Consider the following 21599-nt stretch of genomic DNA (forward strand, 5'->3'; position numbering starts at 1 on the left):
ACGAATCCTTATTAACTCCTATATGTGCCGTTGCCTACTTTTAACCTCGATAGACTTTTTTTTGAAAAAAAATAATTAGTAACTTGACAGCGAAAGACATTTAATAAAAAATAAAACCACAACTATTGGCAAGGCTAGTATCTACTGAGAAAAACAAATATGAAAAATAATGTTCTATTAAAAGTCGGTACTTCTGCCGCAGTCCTTGGTCTATTAACTAATCAAGCTTGTAAAGAAAAAGAAGATGAAATAGCACCTGTAGATTTGATCATAGGCGACTGGAAACTTGTAGAAGTTAATGGCGACCAATATGTCGAAGAAAGCGATGATTATGTATACTTCCTTTCCATGGAATTTATGACTGACGGTGGTATACAGATGTGCTATCACTATGAATACCCTCTAAATCCTAGCGAAAACAATAAATCTTGTTATCAGTACGCACACACCAACTGGGAGTGGGTCTCCACGGAAGATGCTATAATTAAATTTACATCGGACGATGAAGTCAGCACTGCAAAAGTAGACTTTCCTACTGATGATTTAATGAATTGGAGCACTATTGAAGAAAGCCATGATTTCGATTCAATAAAATTTGAAAGAATAGACTAAAGTTACGTCATCAAATAGCTCCATCAACCTTAGCTGTTTTTGATTATTAATTACAAAATCTATTCAAAAAACAACTATTGGAAAACTAACATCTACCATTAGAGAAGAAGTATGAAAAATAATACTTTATTGAAAATTGGTACTTCTGCCGCTGTTCTTGGCCTATTAACTAATCAAGCTTGTAAAGAAAAAGAAGATAAAGTAACACCTATAGATTTGATTATAGGTGACTGGAAAATAATCGATATAGATGGTAAAAATGCTATCGAAGAAGCGGATGACCATTTCTATTTCTTATCCATGGAATTTATGACCGGCGGTAGCGTAGAGTGGTGCTATAATTATCAATACCCGCTAAACCCAAACGACAATAATGAAGAGTGCTACCAGAATGTGACTTGGGAGTGGCTCTCTGTTGAGGATTCCATACTTATGCTTATTTCAGAGGGGGATACCAGTACCGTAACAGTAGACTTCCCAACAAGTGACCTTATGAGTTGGGAAGGCATTGAAGGGGATCGTGTTTTGCATGACAATTCATATAAACTTGAAAGAATAGACTAAGCTTCCTGCTGCTTTAAATAACGTTTTGTCCATTCCATAGCTCCAAAGGCTGCAATAATTACGAAAACGAAATATAGAAGTGAATATAATTTCACGTCTTTGATGTAATACATGTAGGTGGCTATAATGTCAACCACAAGCCATATCCACCATGCTTCTACTTTCTTTCTAATCAGCATAAACGTGGCTACTATACTCATTACTGTGGTAAAAGAATCCATATAAGGGAAAGCACTTGGAATACTAAATACCTTAGGAGCTATTTCATGCAAATTACTTGAAAAAGTACCCATTATAAGCGTACCTACCACACCCAGGGCAGATAGAAGAGCAAAATTTCGAACACTCAATTTTGTGATTTTTAACTCATTTATTGCATTAGCTTCACTTGCTTTAGGGAATTTCCACTGCCAAAAGCCTATAATATTTGTAACAAAGAAAAATATTTGCAAAAACATATCAGGGTAAAGCTGAATCTGGAAAAACATAAAAAACGCTAATACCACGTTTATCAAACCAATAATCCAACTCCACACATTTTCTTTGGTCGACAACCAAACCGCTATCCCTCCTGAAATGGTAGCCACCAATTCTATGAGGCTCATATCATAGCCTAAAACAGTAAAAAGGGTATTATTTACGTCCAACAGATTTTGCATACCACAAATATGCTTTATGCAACGGAAACTGACATCAATCAGACCTATTTTTTATAAAAAAGTTCGAAATTTCACCTTGCTGTCAACTTTTCTATGACACGAAAAGAAACCTAGTCAATCTAGAAATCGTTTGTGTCAGTAAAACAGATAAATCATATGTATAAAATTCTCTTTTCTCTTTTCATAGCCAGCAGTCTTGTTTCCTGTATCAAGAAAGAACAAGAAATTATTGATGATGCCATTGAAATTCAAGGAGGCTCTGCCTTTCAAAATATTCATACAGCCTTCACTTTTAGAGGAATCGACTATGAGTTTGAGAGAAATAAGGGTGATTACACTTATCAGCGAACACAGAAAGACAGCTTGGGTAATTCCATTACCGATGTGCTTAAAAACAACTCCTTTCAGCGATTGATAAATAACTCCCCAGTTTCACTAGCCGATACTACAGCTTACAAATATGAAAACTCGGTTAACTCTGTAGCATACTTTTTCTTTTTGCCATATGGTTTAAACGACCCAGCGGTAAATAAAGCTTACGAAAAAGAAGTGATGATAAAAGGTCAAAATTATCACCAAATAAGGGTATGGTTTGATGAAAATGGTGGAGGAGAAGACCATCAAGACATTTACAAGTTTTGGATAAACGCAAACTCAAAAACAATGGACTACCTAGCGTACTCTTACGAAACGAGTGGTGGTGGCGTTCGGTTTAGAGAAGCCATAAATCGTCAAAAGGTGGGTAATTTCTTTTTTCAGGACTATAATAACTATGGATACGAAGACCAAAATTATGATTTGGACCAACTCATAATAGATTATGAAAAAGGCACACTCCCTTTTCTTTCGAAAATCAAAAACGAAAACATATCTTTAGTGCCTTAAACATACCCTTACCAATGAAATATTTAAAACTTCTATCGCTCTCTCTCCTATTTTTTATGGCCACTTCTTTTCAGTCTAAACCTATAAAAATTATTTTCTTCGGTGATTCTATTACCCAAGCGGGTGTACGCGAAGGTGGTTACATTACTTTAATGCAAGATGACCTCAAATCAAAAGAACTTGCAGACAAATATGAACTAGTAGGTGCAGGAATTGGTGGAAATAAAATCTACGATTTATATCTTAGAATGGAGGCCGATGTATTAGCTAAAAGCCCAGATGTAGTTGTTCTTTTTGTTGGTGTAAATGATGTTTGGCATAAAGCCAGTCATGGTACAGGAACAGATGCAGATAAGTTTGAAAAGTTTTACCAAGCCGTAATTGAAAAGCTTCAAAAGCAAAACATTAAAGTTCTTCTGTGTACTCCTGCGGCTATTGGAGAAAAAACAGACCATAGTAACCAGCAAGATGGCGACCTCAATGAATACTCTAAAATCATTCGAGGCTTAGCAGAAATAAACAATTGCGAAGTGATAGACCTAAGAAAAGACTTCTTGGCCTATAATCTTAAGAATAACACTGAGAATAAAGACCGTGGTATTTTAACTACAGACAGAGTTCATTTAAACGCAACAGGAAATAGATTTGTTGCTGATAAAATGTGGGCAGCAGTAATCAAATAGGAGTACCTCCTTTTTTATGAGAGGCCAACAATTGCTTGTTGGTCTCTTTTTTTAGCCAACCTTACTAAACGTTCGTTTGGTATATTCAATATTTCTATTAACTTTGACTATGCCTTTAACAAAAACCAACAAAGAGGAAATAATTCAAACAGCATTAACTGTGTTTCGAAAAAACGGTTATTACAACACTTCCATGAGTGATTTAGCCACCGCTTGTGGCTTACAAAAAGGCAGCTTCTACCATTATTTTGCTTCCAAAGAAATTTTGATGAGCGAGGTTTTAAAAACCGTTCAAAGCTATCTTGAATACGCCGTATTCTCCATAGCTACAGAAACGGGCCTATCTCCCAGAGGTAAAATGGAAAAGATGCTCCTAAAGCTTGGAAAGGCATTACTTTCTCAAGAAGGTGGCTGTATTGTTGGAAACACCACATTGGAAGTAGCAGCCCAAACGGTAATTTTCAAAGATACACTCAAAGCTATTTTTGATGCCTGGAAAAATGCCATGAAAACAATTTATATGGAAGAGTATCCTGAAGGCACAGCAGGCAGATTAGCAGAGCAATCAGTTATGGAATTTGAAGGAGCTGTGATGTTTAGCCAGCTTTATGAAACAGACCAATACTTGAAAGATGTTTTTGTAAGAACACTTTCAAAAATGAAATAAAAAATTACCCATAAAAACAACGAAAGTTTGGTTCCTATAGAAAAACATAAAGTCTTTATTCCGACCTCAGATGGTCTTAAAATTTCAGGAATTTTATTAGCTCCTGAGAAACCAAAAGCATTGATACAGTTCAATTCCGCCACTGCGGTCCCCAAAGAATTTTACCGAGCTCTAGCAACCTATTTTGGTGAGAAAGAATATGCCTGCTTATTATATGATTACCGTGGTATATGTGACTCACAGCCCAAAGAAGGTCTTAAAAACTGTAATTACGACATACTAGATTGGGCTAGAAAAGACATGGCAGCCGGTGTTGACTTCTTAAAAAAGAAATATCCAAACTTGCCCCTATTCTTCGTCTCTCATAGCGTGGGTGGTCAATTAATCCCATTTCTTCCAAATATCGATAAAGTTGATGGAATGGTTTGCATAGGCACCTCATCCGGTTTTAGAGGAGATATGCCATCGGGCAGTAAATTTCGGTCAACACTATTCTTCGACATAATAGCCCCCATTGTTCATTTGATCTATGGTTATTCCAAGCTAAAGCCTTTCGGTTTAATGGAAGACATGCCAAAGAGCGTTACAAATACTTGGAAACGATGGTGTAAATACCCTGACTACTTTTATCATCCTAGCAATGCCAAAGACGTTCCAGAGCTACAAAACCAAAAAGTTTTTAATTTCCCTATAACTGTCTTAACTGCCACGGATGATGATATATGTACCGAGAAAAATGTAGAAAATTTATGGCGTCACGTCAAAACTGAGACGCCTGTCAACTTCAAATGGCTGAAACCAGATGACTATGGACTAAAAGCTATTGGACATTTCAATTTCTTTCGTAGAAGAAAACTAAACACTCTTTGGCCAATAGCCTTTAATCAAATTGAAGAATTTTATGAACAAACTAGAAATCAAGCAGGACTTTCAGAAAACGCTAGACTCAGTCATAAGTGACTTAAGCCATTTAAATTCTGAACAGTTTTATGCTCAAAAAAACAACAAATGGTCTGCCGCCCAAAACATGGCACATTTGAAATTGAGTGCCAAAATATTTAAGAAAGCCTTGAGAGCACCTAAGCTTGCTCTCGTTTTAAAGTTTGGCCTAAATTTAAAGGCACAAAGAGACACTGAGTGGATTAAAAAAGCTTACGGAAACGCCGAATTTCCTGCAGTAACGGGTTTTGAGCCAAGAATGCATGAAAACAGTTCTTTGGACTTTGAAATAGAACAATTCCTTAAAGTTCATAGAGAGGTAATTGATTTAGTAGATCAGCTGCCAGAATGGCAACTAAGTACTCTTAGGCTACCTCAGCCAGTTCTCGGAAAATTATCAATTAGAGAAATGTACCAATTTTTCACCTTTCATATAAGACACCATCAAAAAGCTATAAGCGTGTCTATAAACTAAGCCACTTTGTATTTCCTTTTATACCATATTAAAAATGCCACCGACAATGCAGCTATAAACATGCAAAGCTGAAAAGCATAACCTATTTGGTCTGGTTTGTTATCATATAAAAACATGGGTAGCACTGCCCCCAAACCTATGCCTACCTCTAATGAAATATACATGGTAGCCACCGCCCTACCACGTGTTTCTTCAGAACATAAATCAATAGTCCAGGCTTGATAAGAGGGTGAAATCAAGCCCCAAGAAGTACCAAACAAAACACCGCCAGCTATAAAGAAATAATAATGTGAAGTAATGGACGTAACACCCATAGCCATTACCAAAACTACTGCTCCAAAAATCAAGACATTTACTCGTCCTTTTTTATCAGAAATTTTCCCGCCTAAAATTCTAGTAAAGAGCGACGCCAGTGTGAATATCAAAAAGAAAAGACCTTTATTCTCCACACCCACTATCTTGCTTAAATCTGGTGTTAGGGTAATAATAGTTCCAAAAGAAAATGATGTCAAAAATACGGTCACTGCCACAGGCCACAAATCTGGGTGAAAGATGTCGGCTCGTTTCATTTTAAACATTTTAAAAGAGAAGGGCTCTCTTTTATCTTCTGGAAGCGTTTCTTTCATGGAAAAAAGAATAGCTACAGAAAGAAATGCAAAAACAGAAGAGGTATAAAAAAGCGTATTGAGAGAGAAATTTGCAGCCACTAAACTCCCTAAATATGGGCCAAAAGCCATTCCGGTACTGGTAACAAAACCATAAATACCCATGGCTTCTCCTCTTCTAGTAATAGGTACTATATCAGCAATAAAGGCCGCGGTTCCTGTAGGTTTAAATCCAGTAGAAAAACCATGGAGAAACCGGAGTAACAGGAAGAAAAAAATGGTATTAGCCCAAGGGTATATAAAACCACAAATTACGCAAACTGCCGCACCTACCACCATCACAGGTATTCGCCCCCATTTATCAGTAAGCTTTCCACTAAAGGGCCTAGAAAGGCCAGCAGTGACGGTAAACACGCCAATAATTAAGCCTTTATAGTCTTCTCCGCCCATGCTGCTCAAATAATCGGGCAGTTCAGGAATAAGCATATTAAAACTGGAAAAAAACAAAAACGAACTCAAACAAAGAAGTAAGTATTGGGGGGTAAATATTTTAGTTTCTTCTGCTATCATTTCTTTTAAAAACAAACAGGGGATAACTCTAAAGCTATCCCCTGATATATCAATTCGTATTCTTGTTCTATCTAGAGTAATTCGGGGCCTCTCTGGTTACTTGTACATCATGTGGGTGACTTTCGGCTATTCCTGATGATGTAATTTTAACAAATTTGGCTTGCTGCAATTCCTCCATATTGCTAGCACCTACATAACCCATACCAGCTTTCAATCCTCCTGCCATTTGATAAAGCACTTCGCCAGCTTTTCCTTTATAAGCTACTCTACCTACAATTCCTTCAGGTACTAGTTTCTTAACATCGGCCTCGGCATCTTGGAAATAACGGTCTTTAGAGCCATCTTCCATAGCTTCTACAGAACCCATTCCACGGTATGTTTTGAACTTACGTCCTTCAAAAATCACCATTTCACCAGGAGCTTCATCAGTTCCTGCTAAAAGTGAACCTATCATAACCGAACTTGCTCCACCAGCTAATGCTTTTACCACATCTCCAGAGAATCTAATTCCTCCATCAGCAATGATTGGTACACCAGAACCAGCAATGGCCTTGGCAGACTCATAAACGGCCGACAGTTGCGGCATTCCTATTCCTGCAATGATTCTAGTGGTACAGATACTTCCAGGGCCTACACCTACTTTTATGGCGTCAGCACCTGCATCTACCAAGGCTTTGGCAGCTTCGCCAGTGGCTATGTTTCCACAAATAACATCAATAGAAGGGAAAGCCTTTTTAACTCTAGAAAGTGTTTCTATAACTCCTTTTGAATGGCCATGAGCTGTATCAATACTCACACAGTCTACACCAGCTTTAACTAAGGCAGCTACTCTTTCTTCTATATCATGTGTGACCCCTACTGCGGCACCTACTAATAATCTACCAAAACTATCTTTGGCAGCATTAGGCCTGTCTTTTTTCTTTAGAATATCTTTATAAGTAATAAGTCCTACCAGTTTGTAGTCTTTATCTACAATCGGAAGTTTCTCAATCTTATACTCCATCAAAATCTGCTCTGCCTCTTCTAAAGAAGCACCTAAAGAAGCCGTGATTAGGTTATCCTTAGTCATCACAGATTCTATCGGCTTATACATATCCGTCTGGAATCTTAAATCTCTATTAGTCACAATCCCGTAAAGGGTATTGTCTTCTGTAATTACAGGAATACCGCCCACTTTAAAATCCTGCATTAGTTTAAGAGCATCTCCTAAAAGAGCTCCTTTCTTTACAGTAATTGGGTCAATAATCATCCCACTTTCAGAACGCTTCACTTTTCTTACTTGCTCAGCTTGGGCAGCTATGCTCATATTTTTGTGAATAATTCCCATTCCACCTTCTTGAGCTACGGCCACTGCCATCTCAAATTCTGTAACCGTATCCATGGCTGCAGAAAGCAAAGGAATGTTGAGAGAAATGTTTCTTGAAAGTTTAGTGACCGTGCTGGTATCCCTTGGAAGAACCTCAGAATAAGCTGGAACAAGTAGTACGTCGTCGTAGGTAAGTGCTTCGAAAAGAAGCTTGGAGGAGTTTATCATCAGCAAATAATTAAATATCTCTTATTTGCCACGCAAAGCTATGGAGAATAATTGACATTAAATACTTCACACAGAAAGTTTATATTATTGATGCAAATAATAATACGAAGAACCGTCTGCCAAATAGCTATCTAAATAGCTTTTTTGATAAAGAACTAGATGGTAAACACCACCTAACTCCTCAAAATGGTACCAGTGGTACATATCCTCATCTAAAAGCACCAAAGCGTCCTGCCCTCCTTCTTTTCGTACAGCTAGCCTTGATTTTTCTTCTGGCATGCCTTCTCTTTTTCTTGTAAAAGTTTCAGCAGCTGCGTCTATCACAAGTGACTCTTCAAAACCTATTTCATCACCCTCCATTTCTATCTGGGCAAATCCATTCACTATCTTCACTAATTTCCATTCACCCTGAAATTCAGACAGTGCTGGTGGTGCTACACAACAATCATTTTCAGTAGTACAAGCGTTGCCAAACATGGCAAAAACTAAAATTATAATTAAATGTCTCATTTCTCTATGTCTAATATTTTACCAGCAAACTGAATAGTTCCAGACCCTTTTTCATAAATGAAAAACAAGAAAGGCTTATTAACATAAAAAGAAGGGTACGATGGCACCGAAGTAAGTTCAATACCAATGGTAGTAACAGCAGCAGCCTCTGTTCCTTCTTCGTCCACAGCCACAAAAGAGTTTTGCTTTACAAAACCTACCTTAATCTTACCAGCTGGAGCAGTGATTTTTGACAAATCTGCAGCTCCCGAGAACAACGAAGGCATTCCCATGTTTTTCAAAACATCGTTAAGCTTTTTCTCGTATTCCATTTTAAACTTTGGAAGCTTCAAGTCTATCTTCTGAACATACATCTTCTCATCTATTCCTTTCCAAACATCTTCATCTAAGCTATTCAACAAAGCAGAGACATCATTTTCTTTTGGAAGTAATACTCGCATGCCATATTTCTGATTTCCGTAAGGTAAATCAACAGCCTTAAAGCTTCCCATATCTGCATAGGCAAAAGTGTCAAGATTAGCCATCATATCTACCTTTGACAGACCACTCTTTCCATTGAAGCTGTCTTCAAATGTTTTATCCTTGTCAAACTGGTTTGCCCAATCTCCTTTGAAATAAAGAGCATTCATTAAGAACAGCACCTGGTCTTGTGATATCTCTTCTAAAACCTTTGTAATCTTGGCATGCGTATTATCGCTTGCCCACTGATTTATTTTTGTAAGAGTCCCTTGATCAAAGTTTTCTTCGTAAAGTTCTGCCTTAAAATAATCTTTCAAAACAGCTTTAAAGTCGGCCTCTACATCAAAACCGTTTCGCTGCCAAAGAGAATTAGCTAATTCATTTGTTACCAAAGGGTCTACATTTGGTAGTTTGTCTATTAACTCTAGATAACTGGCATTGATAAGATCCATATCCAAACCTTCTAGGTTCAAAGTCTTAATCAATTCTTCTTTTGACTGATTATCAGCTCCATTCAAGAGCATCCCTAATGCCATGTGAAGACTTAATGGGGAAACAAAGAAAGTTTCGTTCACCTCTTCTTTCTCCAATTCTTTAAGAAAGTCGAAAGCAAAGCTTGTAGTTCTTTTTGAAAATTCGGCATCTAAAGTGACATCAACACCTTGTGGCGAAGGGCTATTAACGGTACAGCTATTCATCAAAAAAATAACTCCTAAGAGTATGGTTAAAAAAGTATTTTTCATAATATGCGTTGTCTAAATGTAATATCTAGTTTGATATTAATTAAATGAACGAGGGGCTAAAAAGGTTGCCTATGGCACAGAATAAAGTGGATTGGCAGTCATTCAACAGAAGCGTTGACCTGTCTTAAAAACAAAAAAGGTTGAACGGAATTGCTGTGAAGCGTTCCCTCAACCTTTTTAACCCTAAAACCCTTTTCAATAACTAAGACCCCGAAGGTTTAGTAATGGTTGGAAAGGTTTAAATATTTTATTGAAAAATTTAAATCAAATTAAAATTCCTGCAATACACGCTGTCAAGTTTGATGCGATAGCACCACCTATCATGGCTTTGGTAGCCAACTTGGCTATATCTTTCTTTCTCTCTGGTGCAATACCTCCAATACCTCCTAATTGTATTCCGATGGATGCAAAATTTGCAAAGCCACAAAGTGCGTAACTAGCAATGATAGAAGAACGCTGAGAAAGCTGACCATCTGCCATAATTGTTCTTAAATCGGCATAAGCGATAAGCTCTGTCAAAACTATTTTCTCCCCTAAAAGACCACCTACTGTACTAGCTTCTGACCATGGCACACCCATAGTCCATGCTAATGGTTTAAATGCTACACCAAGAATTTCTGCCAATGAAGTATTAGCATAACCCAGCATTCCGTCTAGCATAGCTACTATAGCGACCACCGCAATAAGCATGGCTCCTATATTCGCAGCTAACTTCAAACCATCTACCGCCCCATCTCCTACGGCTTCCACCACGTTACCAGAACTGGTTTCTACATTAATATCTAAAGAGTTTTTAGTCTCAGATTCTTCTGTTTCAGGAAACATGATTTTGGCCACAATAACTGCTGCTGGAGCATTCATGATAGATGCCGCCATTAAATGACCTGCAATACCAGGAATATCTTCCAACATTTTTACATAAATAGCCATTACGCCACCCGCTATGGTAGCAAACCCTGCCACCATGATAGTCATAAGCTCCGACTTAGTCATTTTGCTTATAAAAGGCTTAACTAATAAAGGAGCCTCAGTTTGACCTACAAAAATACTTCCTGCCACGCTGAGTGTTTCAGAGCCACTTGTTCCCATAGTTTTTTGTACCACCCAAGCTATAGCCTTAACCACACGTTGCATTATGCCTAAGTGATAAAACAAAGAAACCAAAGCAGAGAAAAAGATAACGGTAGGTAACACTCGAATGGCAAAATTCAAGTTTGGCGTATCTACAATTCCACTAACAAAAGATTTAAAAAGAAAATCGCCACCAGCGTCAGAATAAGAAAGTAGCTTACCTATAAGCACATCGAAGAATTTAAAGAAAGGTAAACCTATTGGCGTTTTGAGTATCAAAAGTGCAAAACCCAACTGCAAGCCTAAACCCCACAGAACCAGCTTAATATTAATTTTTTTCTTATTATTGCTCATCAAAAATGCAATTCCGAGCAAGACAACTATACCTAAAAGGCCAGTAAAACGTTCCATTAAAAGGAGTTTGGTTTGAAAATTGTCTCAAAATAAGGGATTTTAGACCATATAGTTTTACTTTCGTTCGATTTTACGTGCTCAAAATGCTTATCCAACCTTGAAAATTAATTCTAGGAGACTTTTAATGGTGATGCTAGCAAGCCTGCTAGCACAGACTGCCTACTCGCAGTTGATGTATAGATCTCGATACAAATCCGCTATTGTAGCAGAGGGGTTTGGTTTGAGTCCTATAATGTCTATCAACTATGAGATAGCTCCTATTAGGTATCACAAGAGTTTTGCCACGGCAAGATTAGGGTTTGGTTATTTACCTGCAGGTTTTGGTCAAGGTGCTGGGTTTTCTATTCCGGTAGGAGCCTCTTATAACCTTTTGATCAATAATCTTAAAAAGGGCCTAACCTCTAGGGTAATGAATAAATGCAAAACTAAACCTCCACTTTTAGACTTAGAATACTTTTTGGAGCTAGGTGGTGGTTATGCCAAAATAATTTACCCAACATCTAATAATAGAGATTATTTCAACCTAGTGGCTGCTTTTCGTACCCATTTAGTTATTGATATTCCACCGAAACCAAAGGTTTTTCAACTAAAAATAAGTGTAACTCCTAGAGTAAGAAGAAGTGGCCTAGTTTTTTATGAGGCCTCTCCTACTGGTGGTCAAAATTTTTATGGAGGTTTTTCTTTAGGCTTCTCTATTTAGCTCCACCTCTGGCTCATTTTGGAATAAATACGCCAAACTTGCCTTCTCTATGTCTTCATCTTTTAGATTATAAAACTCTTCATGAATATTGAAAGGCTCTACCGAAGAATCTCTCTTTATATACTCGCCAGACTCAAGTAAATCATAAGAATTCACATTGTCTTTTAAGTTATTCTTTAGCATGAGAATAAGCTTCTTTTTTATGCCTTCGTCCACTATCTCAAACATAGACTCTATACGTCTGTCGAAACTCCTCACCATGGCATCTGCACTACTACCAAAAACCTTAGGTTCTCCATTATTATGAAAATAGAAAATGCGAGAGTGCTCTAGATAGTGCCCTACAATAGATTTAACATTGATATTTTCACTCAAACCTTTTCTACCAGGTTTAAGACAGCAAATTCCTCTGACAATAAGCTCGATTTTAACTCCAGCCTGCGATGCCGCATAAAACTCTTCAATGGTTTCTTTGTCTTCCAGAGAGTTTATTTTGATACAAATACCTGCTGGTAAGCCTTTCTTCGCATTTGAAGCTTCGTTTCTAATCATCTCAATTATCGTGTTTCGCATATCTCTAGGCGAGGTAATAAGATTACGATAATTAGTAGGAATAGAATGACCCGTAATTACATTAAAAAATTCAGAAATATCTTTGGTATAATCTGGTTTTGAGGTCATGATACCTATATCGGTATAAAGCTTTGCAGTATCCTCATTATAGTTTCCAGAGGCCATATGGGCATATTGCACCACCTTATCGCCTTCTTTCCTTACTATCAGCATGAGCTTAGTGTGGGTTTTTAAACCACCAATGCCGTAAATCACAAAACAACCTGCTTTTTGAAGCTTGGCCGCTTCCTTAATGTTATTTTCTTCATCAAAACGAGCTTTAATCTCAAACAAAGCTGAAACGTGTTTTCCGTTTTCAGCAGCTTTTAATAAAGCAGCCGTAATTCTAGAGTTTTTAGCAAGCCTGTAGATGGTCAATTTAATGGCCAACACTTTAGGGTCTTTTGCCGCTCTTTCCACCAGTTGAAGTACTGGCTCAAAATTATTATACGGGTGATGCAGTAATACATCTTGATCTTTTAGCGTGTCAAAAATGCTGTGCATCTTATCTCTACCAAAGTTAAAAGCAGGTACTGCAGGTTTTGGCTGCGGCAGTTCTTCTTTAAACTCAGGATGGCCTATAAGCTCCCAAAGACGGGTATAGTCCATAAGCTCGGTATTGATAAAGATATTAGCTTCATCTATCTCCCATCGCTTTTTGAGCACATCCATCATCCATTTTGACGGCTCATGCTCTATGGAAATACTCACTAACCTACCAACCTTTCTTTCTTTAATTTTTTGTTTGATTTCATCCACAAAGTCTGCTTCAATATCATCGCTTTCTTCTAAAGTGAAATCACCATTTCTTAAAATCCTAAATACGTCTACCGACTCAATCTTTACATTTCTATAAAGCTTCTGAATTTGGTTAATTATGATTCTTTCAATTGGCAAAAACTTGATTACATCATTCTCTTCAAAGGTGTAGAATTTTGGCAAGTTTCTCGGAATCTGAATAAAAGACAGTTTCCTTGGCTCATCATCTAAACTGCTGTAAAACCTCTTTTTGGCATTGGTTACCACTCCTAAAATGAGGTTTTTAGCCAAAAGAATTGGGAATGCGTGCGTTTGGTCATAAACCATTGGCGTAAGCATTGGAAAAATATTATTCTCAAAGAAGTCTACCGCCTTCTTTTTTTCGGTAGGATTTAAATCGTCAAAACCAATAATTTTGAAGCCATTTTTCAGAAACTCAGGCTCTAACTCTTCTCTAAAAAGCCTATTTCTTTCTTGATAAAACTCACTGGTTAAAGCCAAAAGTCTAGCCCTAAACGGCGTTTCGCGTAAGCCTGAATAATCTATTCGCTGTTTTCCGTAATCCAGATAGTTATACAAACTACCTACCCTTACCGTAAAAAACTCATCTAAGTTTGACTCCGTAATAGCCATAAATTTCAGCTTGTCAAATATAGACAAGTCTGGTTTTTTAGCTTGGTCTAACACTCTGTTATTAAAAGTCATCCAGCTTAAGTCTCTACTAAGCAAAGGCGAATTAGCTATACTTTCTAATTGCTTTTCTTCTTTGCTAATAAATACTGGCGTAGTAGTTTCTGTAATATTTCCCTCGTTGGGCATAAAAACCGTCTTTATATAATCTAATAACTGCTTCATAGCGTGTTGTTTTTGAAAAGAATTCAAGCAAGAAAAGGACTATTTTCCTAAAATCCTTTTTAGCACTATTATGGTTTTGTCAATTTCCTCTACTGTGTTTTGTTCACTAAAAGAGAAACGAACATTTGCCCTGTCATCTTGTATTTTTAATGCTTCTAATACATGAGAACCAATGTCGGTTCCGCTACTACAAGCCGACCCACCAGAAACACAAATCCCTTCAATATCTAAACTGAATAACAGCATCTCATTATCCTTATGGGCAGGAAAACTAACATTTAAAATATGGTAAAGGCTGTTATCCAAATCACCTGAAAGGCCGTTAAATTCTATTCCCTCAAAAGAGGCCTCCAGTTCTCTTTTCAAATGTTTTTTCAAACTCAAAATATAGGCTTTCCTTTCAGCCATTGCTTTGTTGGCTAATTCTAAAGCACTAGCTAAACCCGCCACACCTGCTACATTTTCAGTACCTCCACGCATATTTCGCTCTTGGGCACCTCCATGTAGAAATGGCATAAGCTTATTATTAGCATTTATGTATAAAAAGCCAACACCTTTAGGGCCATGAAACTTATGTCCTGAGCCAGAAATGAAATCAATATCTATTTCCTGAAGACTGATAGGTAATTTCCCAATAGTCTGAACCATGTCTGAGTGAAACAGAGCTTTATTTTCGCGGCAAAGCCTAGAAACTCGTTTTAAATCTAGAATATTCCCTACTTCATTATTGCCATGCATTAAGCTTACCAAAGCATTTGGACTCTTTTTTAGGATTTCTTCCAAATCTTTGTAATCTACCGCTCCGTTTTCATCAAGTTTTACCAATTTAAAATTGACAAGGTTTTTACTTGACAAATACTCTAAGGGATGAAGCACTGCGTGGTGCTCTATACTAGAAGAAATTACAGTTTTTATACCAAGGCTTTCTACCGCACTTCTTAGTACTGTATTATTAGCCTCTGTGCCACCCGAAGTAAAGAAAAGTTCTGATGGTGAAGTGCCTAAAATTTCAGCAACTTTTTTCCTAGCATTCTCTACCGCAGATTTAGCTTTTCTACCCATACCATGAATAGAAGAACCATTTCCATAGACATCTTTAAAATAGGGCAGCATAACCTCTAGCACCTCAGCAGCCAAAGAAGTAGTGGCCGCATTATCAAAATATATCGTTTCTCTCATAAGTCTTAATTCAGCCTGCAAATTACAAAAATCAATAGCGAGAAATCTATCTTATTGCAGGCTTTATAAATAGATTTAACGTTTGTTTTTAAAAGTTTAGACAATAGGAACTCCCCTTTTAAAAGCTGTTCCAAAATCAATTAAAGACTCGGTTTTTAGCACACCAGGAATGTGGTCAATTTTCTCATAAAGTACACTCCGCATGTGTTCACTATCCCTTGCCACTATTCTTATATAAAGGGTATATTTTCCAGTTATATAATAGCACTCAATCACTTCTGGAATTTGCTCTAAGGCGGCAATAATAGCTTTTGAATCTGAATCTTCTTTAAGTTCTATCCCTGTAAAGGCACTCCACTCGTAGCCCATTTTCCGCTCATCCAAAACTACCTCCACACCTTTCAAATAACCTTTCTGTTTCATCTTGCTTACTCGCTGATGCACCATGGTATTTGAAATATCTAAAAACTTGGCAATTTCAGAATAAGGCTTTCGGCCATCTTGGCTTAGTAGTTTGAGAATCTCTTTATCCGTGTCGTCCATAGCTCTAAAAAAGTTAATCCAACCTTTATTTCGACAAAAATAATCAATATGACTCTATCTATACATTTTACAAGTCAAATAATTACCTTTGCAGAAATAACAAAGCAAGCAGAAATGAATAATTCAGAAAGCCTTATAGCCCTAGAAGATAGGTACGGAGCTCATAACTATCATCCTTTACCAGTAGTGCTAGATAAGGGCGAAGGAGTTTTTGTATGGGATGTAGAAGGTAAAAGATATTACGATTTTCTTTCTGCTTACTCTGCAGTAAATCAAGGGCACTGCCATCCAAGAATAATTAATGCTCTTACCGAGCAAGCTCAAAAACTAACACTTACCTCTAGAGCCTTTTACAATTCTAGGCTTGGGGAATTTGAAAAATATATGAGCGAGCTTTTTGGCTACGAAAAGGTATTGATGATGAACTCTGGTGTAGAAGCCGTAGAAACAGCATTGAAACTTTGTAGAAAATGGGCTTATGAGGTCAAAGGAATTCCAGAAGGGAAAGCAAAGATAATTTTTGCAGGAGAAAACTTTCATGGAAGAACACTGGCTGTAATATCTGCATCTACCGACCCTATGAGCAAAAAAGGTTTTGGCCCTTATATGCCAGGGTTTGACGTAGTGCCTTATAATGACATCAAAGCTTTGGAAGCTGCCATTATGGAAGACCCATTTATTGCAGGTTTTATAGTAGAGCCAATTCAAGGCGAAGCCGGTGTAGTAGTTCCAGACGCTAACTACCTTTCTGATGCACATAAACTTTGCAAAAACGCCAACGTTCTTTTTATAGCCGACGAAATCCAAACTGGTATAGCTCGTACAGGAAAAATGCTCTGCATAGAGCATTCTGGCATTAGACCAGACATCGTAATTTTAGGAAAAGCACTTTCTGGTGGCGTATTACCAGTTTCGGCTGTTTTAGCAGATGACGACATCATGCTTACCATAAAACCAGGCGAACACGGTTCTACATATGGCGGAAATCCACTGGCATGTGCGGTGGCCATGGAGTCTTTAAAGGTAGTATTGGACGAAAACTTAGCCGACAAAGCAGAGAAACTTGGTCAGCTTTTTAGAGATGAGGTAAATAAACTGATTAACAAAACTTCGTTAATTAGACTAGTACGAGGAAAAGGTCTCTTAAACGCGATAGAAATAGATACAGACGAAGACTCGCCAATGGCTTGGAACATCTGTTTAAAGCTGCGTGACAATGGACTTTTAGCCAAACCAACACATGGAAACAAAATCAGATTTGCTCCGCCATTAGTTATTACGGAAGAACAAATCTTAGATGCCGTAGCTATCATTGAGAAATCAGTTCTAGCCTTTAAAGCCTAATTATTAGCATTTAGCAAAACATAAGAGTACTTGCATTTGAGGTTATTTTTTCTGAAACTTGATTAAACTAACCTTAACCTCAAATGAAAAAAACACTAATTGCGGCCTTAGTAGGCGGTCTAATTCTTTTCTTGTGGCAATTTGCCTCTTGGGCAGCCATTAATTTTCATGCTAGCACCCAACAGTATTCTCCAAATCAAGACAAGGTTTTAGAATTCTTAAATGAAAACCTAGAAGAGGGCTTCTATTTTATGCCAAATGCCGCTCCAGACGAAGATAGTCAAGAAGTTATGCAGGCCGCCCTTGGCAAACCATGGGCACAGGTATATTTCCATAAAGAAATGACAAACAACATGGCTAAGAGCATGTCTCGCGGATTTCTTATTGACATTCTTGCAGCTGGCTTAATGGCTTGGCTTTTGTTAAAAATGACCAACCCTAGCTTTCAAACAATTCTTACCTCTTGTATTGCAGTAGGCTTTATTGGATATTTCACTATCCCGTACTTAAACTCCATTTGGTTTGAGACTCCAACTTTGGCTTATTTATTAGATGCCGTTGGCTCTTGGGGTTTAGTTGGACTTTGGTTTGGCTACTGGCTCCGCAAATAGAAATTCTTCACAAGCCGCTTTGTTCCAAGGCGGCTTGTTTTGTTAAAGCCATGATTTCAGAATGAACAGCAAAAGTCTTTTTAAAATCTTCTAAATTTCTAGCTACATTTTCTAGAATTATCACACTCGTATTAGTCTGAGGGTAATAATAATTGGCAGAAACAAAAGCAGGTGCATAACCCAAAGCTCCTATTTGAACATCGGCCTCACCATCTTTAAAAAGCAAACCGTATCCATATTCTATTTTATCAAAGATAGGGTGCTCTCTAGTGGCATACCTCGTTTTCATTAACTCTAAAGTTTCCATGCTCACTAAACTCCCGCTATAAAGAAGTTTATTCCAAAGTTGTAAATCGGCTGCATTAGAAATAAAAGCACCAGCAGGCACGTAATTACTCAAACTAGTAGTCTCAAAAGTAAATGTACTGTCAGCATTTTGAATGTAACCTTTGACTAAATCCGTGTATGTAGTATCAGCAGGGTGAAAAGTATTCATCAGCCCATGCTCTCTGAAAAAAGCCGTTGATATTTCTTGAAAAGATTGACCTTTTATTACTTCCAGAATATTGGCAAGCAACTCATATCCTAATTGCGAATATTGAAACTGTGTGCCGACTTCAAAAGCCAAGGCTTGATTAAGTTCAACAATGCCATGCGTATGTGTGAGTAAATGATGTACCGTTACCGTATTGGCCCAAGGTTGCTCTAAATCTTTTAGGTATTTTGAAATAGGGTCTTGTAATACAATATTTCCTCTCTCAAATTCCTTCAGAATCAAAACTGCCGTCATTTGTTTACTGATAGAGCCTATCACAAACAAATCTGAAGTTTTAAGTGGAACTTCATTTTCTATATCAGCGAAACCTTTCGCTTTTAAAAGGCTTTGCTCATCGTTTTGATTTAGCAAAACAACTCCATTAAACTCATTCTCGCTAATTACTTTTTGAACTCTCTCTGCTAAACTTGGCTCCGATTCGGCACAAGCCAATAGGACACAAAAACTTAAAAACGCTAGTGTTTTCTCTATCCGCATCTATCAAACTTTCAAAAAGACTTTCTTCTTGTACATAAAATACAAAAACGCCCACTTTACCGCCAAGTAGCAAACAACCATCATAACAACATTATATGGGTCGCCTACTAACTGCCCTAGCCAAGTGAACACTGCTGATGTGGTGTACCTCCAATCAATAAAATGGCCTGAAAGGTAAATCAGAATAGAATTCATCCCGATTACTTTGAAGAAAAACGCCCACTTTTGATAACCCAACACATCAATTATATAATAGAATATTGCCATCAAAACCATGCTAATTCCGCCACACTGAAGCACGAAAGAGCTAGTCCAAAGGTTTTTATTTATTGGCAAGAAGATGTTCCAAATTTGAGCCAAGACGACAAGCCCAACACCTATCAAAAGCATCTTCACCACCGTAGCTTTTTGTTTATCCACCGCTGTGCTCTTCAACAGATTCCCTGCATAAATACCTAATAAGGCAGTCCCAATGGCAGGAATAGTGGAAACCAAACCTTCTGGGTCATGTATGCCTAAGTAAAGTTTTCCGGGAACTATTAGGGTATCTAAATAAGACACTATATTTCCTTCCATGCTTAAGTCTCCCATAGGATAACCTGGTGCCGAACCAAACATTAAAAGGAACCAATACCCCAACAGTAAACTCACAAACCAAATTATCTGCCCTCTGTCTTTAAAGTATATATAAATAATATTGGCAAACATGTAGGCAATCCCAATTCGTCCTAAAACACTAGCAAACCTAATTTCGGAGATAGGCTTAAGCTCTAATCCATTATTATAAACTATACCGAGCAAGACTAAAATAAACCCTCTCTTAATCACCTTTAAAACCAAGCCTTGCTTGTCTTTCCCTTTTTCCAGTTGCCTACCTACTGAATATGGCGTGGCTACACCAGCTAAGAAAAGAAACAAAGGAAATATCAAGTCATAAAGAGCAAAGCCATGCCAATCAGGATGTATAAACTGATTACTGACAGATTCCCAAACGGGTTTATTGGTAATTTCGGCTAGCTTATGGAAAATTTCGTCTGCTCCCATAATCCAGAACATGTCAAAGCCGCGTAAAGCGTCTAAAGAGAAGAGCCGCTGGCTAGTTAAGGCTTGTTTCATGGTTTATATTGACTAGGGTTAAAGCGTATATGACTAGTGATGTAAAATCAATAAAACACTAATCTAAACTTTTTAAACTCAAAGTTTAAATGAAAGAAGAAACTTTCTAAAGCTTCTAATTAAAATACTAAACCACTCTAAAATAGCAAATAAGTTATACCACTCAGAATCAATAGATTTAAAAAACTGGCTGTGTCCATGCCATTTCATAAATTAAATTCTCAATTGGGTTTTTCTGGAGTTTAGAAGAAGTCACTTTACATCTTATAAAAAGCAAATCCTCTGTCATTTCGAATGAACTCTCTAATGCTTGCGTAGTGCTTAAAACCTCCGAATTATCTGCTCCTTTTTTGACACCGACAAAAGAAGTAGTATATGTAACACCTTCTTCTCCATCTATTTCTACAGTAAGTTTTTTATCCTCAAAACTTAGCTTTTTCAATGTTACACCTGTGCTCGAGTAAAAATCGCCTGCTTCCATGGCATGTATTAGAGAAGCAGCATTTAGAGAATCTGCACGTACCATAACCCAACCACGACCAGCATTACTCCAAGTTTTTCCAAAAGAATGATAATGGTGCGTATCATCTGTAGCCAAACCTTGCATCATAGGTTTATCAGCTTTCAGGTAAGCTATATTAATTTTATCCCACATTTCCTCTGTAGAAATATGCGATTCGTCTCCCTCATTATGTACCGTAGGATGTCCATTATAAACTTCAAAGAAACGCTCTCCTCTTAAAGCAATCATATCAGTAAGGCTAATTGCATAATGAAAATTTGGATGATTAACATGAGGCATAATCGGCACTCCAGTTTCTTCTCTTTGTTTCAAAACTTGGTCTATATTGTTTTGAAGTACTTCTACCACACTTCCACCACCCTGAGCCTCTATCTTAGTTTGAATATTAGTGGCATTCATATGCAGCGGTTTACCTTCGAAACCATCTGTAATTTCTTCCGCTTTGATGATTAAAAACTTTTCATCTTCTTCAAACAAGTCGGTGTATTCGTCGTAAGTCTTAAGTTTAACTACTCTTCTTCCAGCAGAATCGAGTTTATAATTCACCCATTCTACGCCATACTTTTTAAGGTATTTTTCAAAACCTGCTTGGTGCAAACTGTCTTCAGGAATTACTTTCCACTTATCGTCTTCGGCTAAAGTATTATGGTCTGTAAGTGTTACAAATTGATAACCCTGTCCCTTATACCAATCCATTATCATTTCGGGAAATTCATCGCCATCACTCCAATAAGAATGAGTGTGTAAATTTCCTTTATACCAGTTTTTTTCTTTTTCAGGAGCCTTGCAGGCAAAAGTTAAAACAAACGGAAGAATAAGAAATAAAGGTTTCAATGATTTCATGGGCTAGATCTGGTTGAGAAAACAAGATAGCCTTTTTGGCCAAGACTGCCTTATTCCTTGTTTTAAGAAATTATCATTTTAGGCAAAAACC

The 21599-nt window shown here is 37.4% G+C and carries 22 protein-coding genes; 10 read left to right on the plus strand and 12 right to left on the minus strand.

Annotated features, from left to right (window positions below; genetic code table 11):
- Nucleotides 1-159 precede the first annotated feature (159 nt).
- Nucleotides 160-612 (plus strand): hypothetical protein, encoded by a 453-nt coding sequence (locus tag AC0L6O_RS19760; protein WP_473304826.1) that lies wholly within the window; start codon nucleotides 160-162, stop codon nucleotides 610-612.
- A gap of 111 nt (nucleotides 613-723) precedes the next feature.
- Nucleotides 724-1176 (plus strand): hypothetical protein, encoded by a 453-nt coding sequence (locus AC0L6O_RS19765; RefSeq protein ID WP_473304828.1) that lies wholly within the window; start codon nucleotides 724-726, stop codon nucleotides 1174-1176.
- Here the strand turns inward: AC0L6O_RS19765 and pnuC are convergent.
- The gene (gene pnuC, locus AC0L6O_RS19770) at nucleotides 1173-1835 is read right to left on the minus strand and encodes a nicotinamide riboside transporter PnuC (protein ID WP_473304829.1); all 663 of its coding nucleotides are present in this window, start codon (nucleotides 1833-1835) and stop codon (nucleotides 1173-1175) included. The two genes, AC0L6O_RS19765 and pnuC, sit on opposite strands and share 4 nt — an antisense overlap.
- A gap of 156 nt (nucleotides 1836-1991) precedes the next feature.
- On the opposite strand from pnuC, the gene AC0L6O_RS19775 reads away from it, so the two are divergent.
- The 5 genes from AC0L6O_RS19775 to AC0L6O_RS19795 all read left to right on the plus strand — a co-directional run bounded on the left by AC0L6O_RS19775 (nucleotide 1992) and on the right by AC0L6O_RS19795 (nucleotide 5484).
- Entirely contained in the window at nucleotides 1992-2720 is a 729-nt protein-coding gene (locus tag AC0L6O_RS19775; RefSeq protein ID WP_473304831.1) for a DUF6503 family protein, read from the plus strand.
- 14 nt (nucleotides 2721-2734) lie between these two features.
- On the plus strand, nucleotides 2735-3403 hold the full coding sequence (locus tag AC0L6O_RS19780) for an SGNH/GDSL hydrolase family protein (RefSeq protein ID WP_473304833.1): 669 nt from the start codon (nucleotides 2735-2737) through the stop codon (nucleotides 3401-3403).
- 109 nt (nucleotides 3404-3512) lie between these two features.
- Nucleotides 3513-4070 carry a TetR/AcrR family transcriptional regulator gene (locus tag AC0L6O_RS19785; RefSeq protein WP_473304834.1) on the plus strand — a complete coding sequence of 186 codons (558 nt, stop codon included), beginning with the start codon at nucleotides 3513-3515 and terminating at the stop codon, nucleotides 4068-4070.
- Nucleotides 4071-4097: 27 nt separating this feature from the next.
- Entirely contained in the window at nucleotides 4098-5030 is a 933-nt protein-coding gene (locus tag AC0L6O_RS19790; protein WP_473304836.1) for an alpha/beta hydrolase family protein, read from the plus strand.
- Nucleotides 4972-5484 carry a DinB family protein gene (locus tag AC0L6O_RS19795; RefSeq protein WP_473304837.1) on the plus strand — a complete coding sequence of 171 codons (513 nt, stop codon included), beginning with the start codon at nucleotides 4972-4974 and terminating at the stop codon, nucleotides 5482-5484. Before AC0L6O_RS19790 ends, AC0L6O_RS19795 begins: the two co-directional genes overlap by 59 nt.
- On the opposite strand, the gene AC0L6O_RS19800 is transcribed toward AC0L6O_RS19795, so the two are convergent.
- The 5 genes from AC0L6O_RS19800 to AC0L6O_RS19820 all read right to left on the minus strand — a co-directional run bounded on the left by AC0L6O_RS19800 (nucleotide 5481) and on the right by AC0L6O_RS19820 (nucleotide 11387).
- Nucleotides 5481-6659 carry an MFS transporter gene (locus AC0L6O_RS19800; protein WP_473304838.1) on the minus strand — a complete coding sequence of 393 codons (1179 nt, stop codon included), beginning with the start codon at nucleotides 6657-6659 and terminating at the stop codon, nucleotides 5481-5483. The genes AC0L6O_RS19795 and AC0L6O_RS19800 overlap by 4 nt on opposite strands.
- A gap of 67 nt (nucleotides 6660-6726) precedes the next feature.
- Nucleotides 6727-8193, minus strand: a complete 1467-nt coding sequence (gene guaB, locus AC0L6O_RS19805) for an IMP dehydrogenase (RefSeq protein ID WP_473304840.1) — start codon at nucleotides 8191-8193, stop codon at nucleotides 6727-6729.
- A gap of 84 nt (nucleotides 8194-8277) precedes the next feature.
- Nucleotides 8278-8703 carry a hypothetical protein gene (locus AC0L6O_RS19810; RefSeq protein WP_473304841.1) on the minus strand — a complete coding sequence of 142 codons (426 nt, stop codon included), beginning with the start codon at nucleotides 8701-8703 and terminating at the stop codon, nucleotides 8278-8280.
- Nucleotides 8700-9905, minus strand: a complete 1206-nt coding sequence (locus tag AC0L6O_RS19815; protein ID WP_473304842.1) for a serpin family protein — start codon at nucleotides 9903-9905, stop codon at nucleotides 8700-8702. The genes AC0L6O_RS19810 and AC0L6O_RS19815 overlap by 4 nt, the downstream gene beginning before the upstream one ends.
- 264 nt (nucleotides 9906-10169) lie before the next feature.
- On the minus strand, nucleotides 10170-11387 hold the full coding sequence (locus AC0L6O_RS19820) for a NupC/NupG family nucleoside CNT transporter (protein ID WP_473304844.1): 1218 nt from the start codon (nucleotides 11385-11387) through the stop codon (nucleotides 10170-10172).
- Nucleotides 11388-11487: 100 nt separating this feature from the next.
- Between AC0L6O_RS19820 and AC0L6O_RS19825 the strand changes: the two genes are divergently transcribed.
- Nucleotides 11488-12090: a hypothetical protein gene (locus AC0L6O_RS19825; protein WP_473304845.1), complete on the plus strand. Its 603-nt coding sequence runs from the start codon at nucleotides 11488-11490 to the stop codon at nucleotides 12088-12090.
- Here the strand turns inward: AC0L6O_RS19825 and ppk1 are convergent.
- The 3 genes from ppk1 to AC0L6O_RS19840 form a co-directional block, all read right to left on the minus strand.
- A complete protein-coding gene (gene ppk1 / locus AC0L6O_RS19830) occupies nucleotides 12073-14316 on the minus strand; it encodes a polyphosphate kinase 1 (protein WP_473304846.1) in 2244 nt (747 codons plus the stop codon). The two genes, AC0L6O_RS19825 and ppk1, sit on opposite strands and share 18 nt — an antisense overlap.
- Before the next feature lie 39 nt (nucleotides 14317-14355).
- The gene (locus AC0L6O_RS19835) at nucleotides 14356-15495 is read right to left on the minus strand and encodes a cysteine desulfurase family protein (protein ID WP_473304848.1); all 1140 of its coding nucleotides are present in this window, start codon (nucleotides 15493-15495) and stop codon (nucleotides 14356-14358) included.
- 96 nt (nucleotides 15496-15591) lie between these two features.
- Nucleotides 15592-16038, minus strand: a complete 447-nt coding sequence (locus AC0L6O_RS19840) for an Lrp/AsnC family transcriptional regulator (protein ID WP_473304849.1) — start codon at nucleotides 16036-16038, stop codon at nucleotides 15592-15594.
- A 114-nt stretch (nucleotides 16039-16152) separates the two neighbouring features.
- Between AC0L6O_RS19840 and rocD the strand changes: the two genes are divergently transcribed.
- Nucleotides 16153-17382: an ornithine--oxo-acid transaminase gene (gene rocD / locus AC0L6O_RS19845; RefSeq protein ID WP_473308552.1), complete on the plus strand. Its 1230-nt coding sequence runs from the start codon at nucleotides 16153-16155 to the stop codon at nucleotides 17380-17382.
- A gap of 83 nt (nucleotides 17383-17465) precedes the next feature.
- On the plus strand, nucleotides 17466-17993 hold the full coding sequence (locus tag AC0L6O_RS19850) for a hypothetical protein (RefSeq protein WP_473304851.1): 528 nt from the start codon (nucleotides 17466-17468) through the stop codon (nucleotides 17991-17993).
- A 7-nt stretch (nucleotides 17994-18000) separates the two neighbouring features.
- Here the strand turns inward: AC0L6O_RS19850 and AC0L6O_RS19855 are convergent, their stop codons facing one another.
- The 3 genes from AC0L6O_RS19855 to AC0L6O_RS19865 all read right to left on the minus strand — a co-directional run bounded on the left by AC0L6O_RS19855 (nucleotide 18001) and on the right by AC0L6O_RS19865 (nucleotide 21508).
- Nucleotides 18001-19026 carry a serine hydrolase domain-containing protein gene (locus AC0L6O_RS19855; RefSeq protein ID WP_473304852.1) on the minus strand — a complete coding sequence of 342 codons (1026 nt, stop codon included), beginning with the start codon at nucleotides 19024-19026 and terminating at the stop codon, nucleotides 18001-18003.
- Nucleotides 19027-19029: 3 nt separating this feature from the next.
- The gene (locus AC0L6O_RS19860; RefSeq protein ID WP_473304853.1) at nucleotides 19030-20142 is read right to left on the minus strand and encodes an acyltransferase family protein; all 1113 of its coding nucleotides are present in this window, start codon (nucleotides 20140-20142) and stop codon (nucleotides 19030-19032) included.
- Between the two features lie 178 nt (nucleotides 20143-20320).
- Nucleotides 20321-21508, minus strand: coding sequence for a PHP domain-containing protein (locus AC0L6O_RS19865; protein WP_473304854.1), 1188 nt, complete (start codon nucleotides 21506-21508; stop codon nucleotides 20321-20323).
- Nucleotides 21509-21599 lie beyond the last annotated feature (91 nt).

The organism is Arcticibacterium sp. GJ41-1 (genome assembly GCF_055808875.1).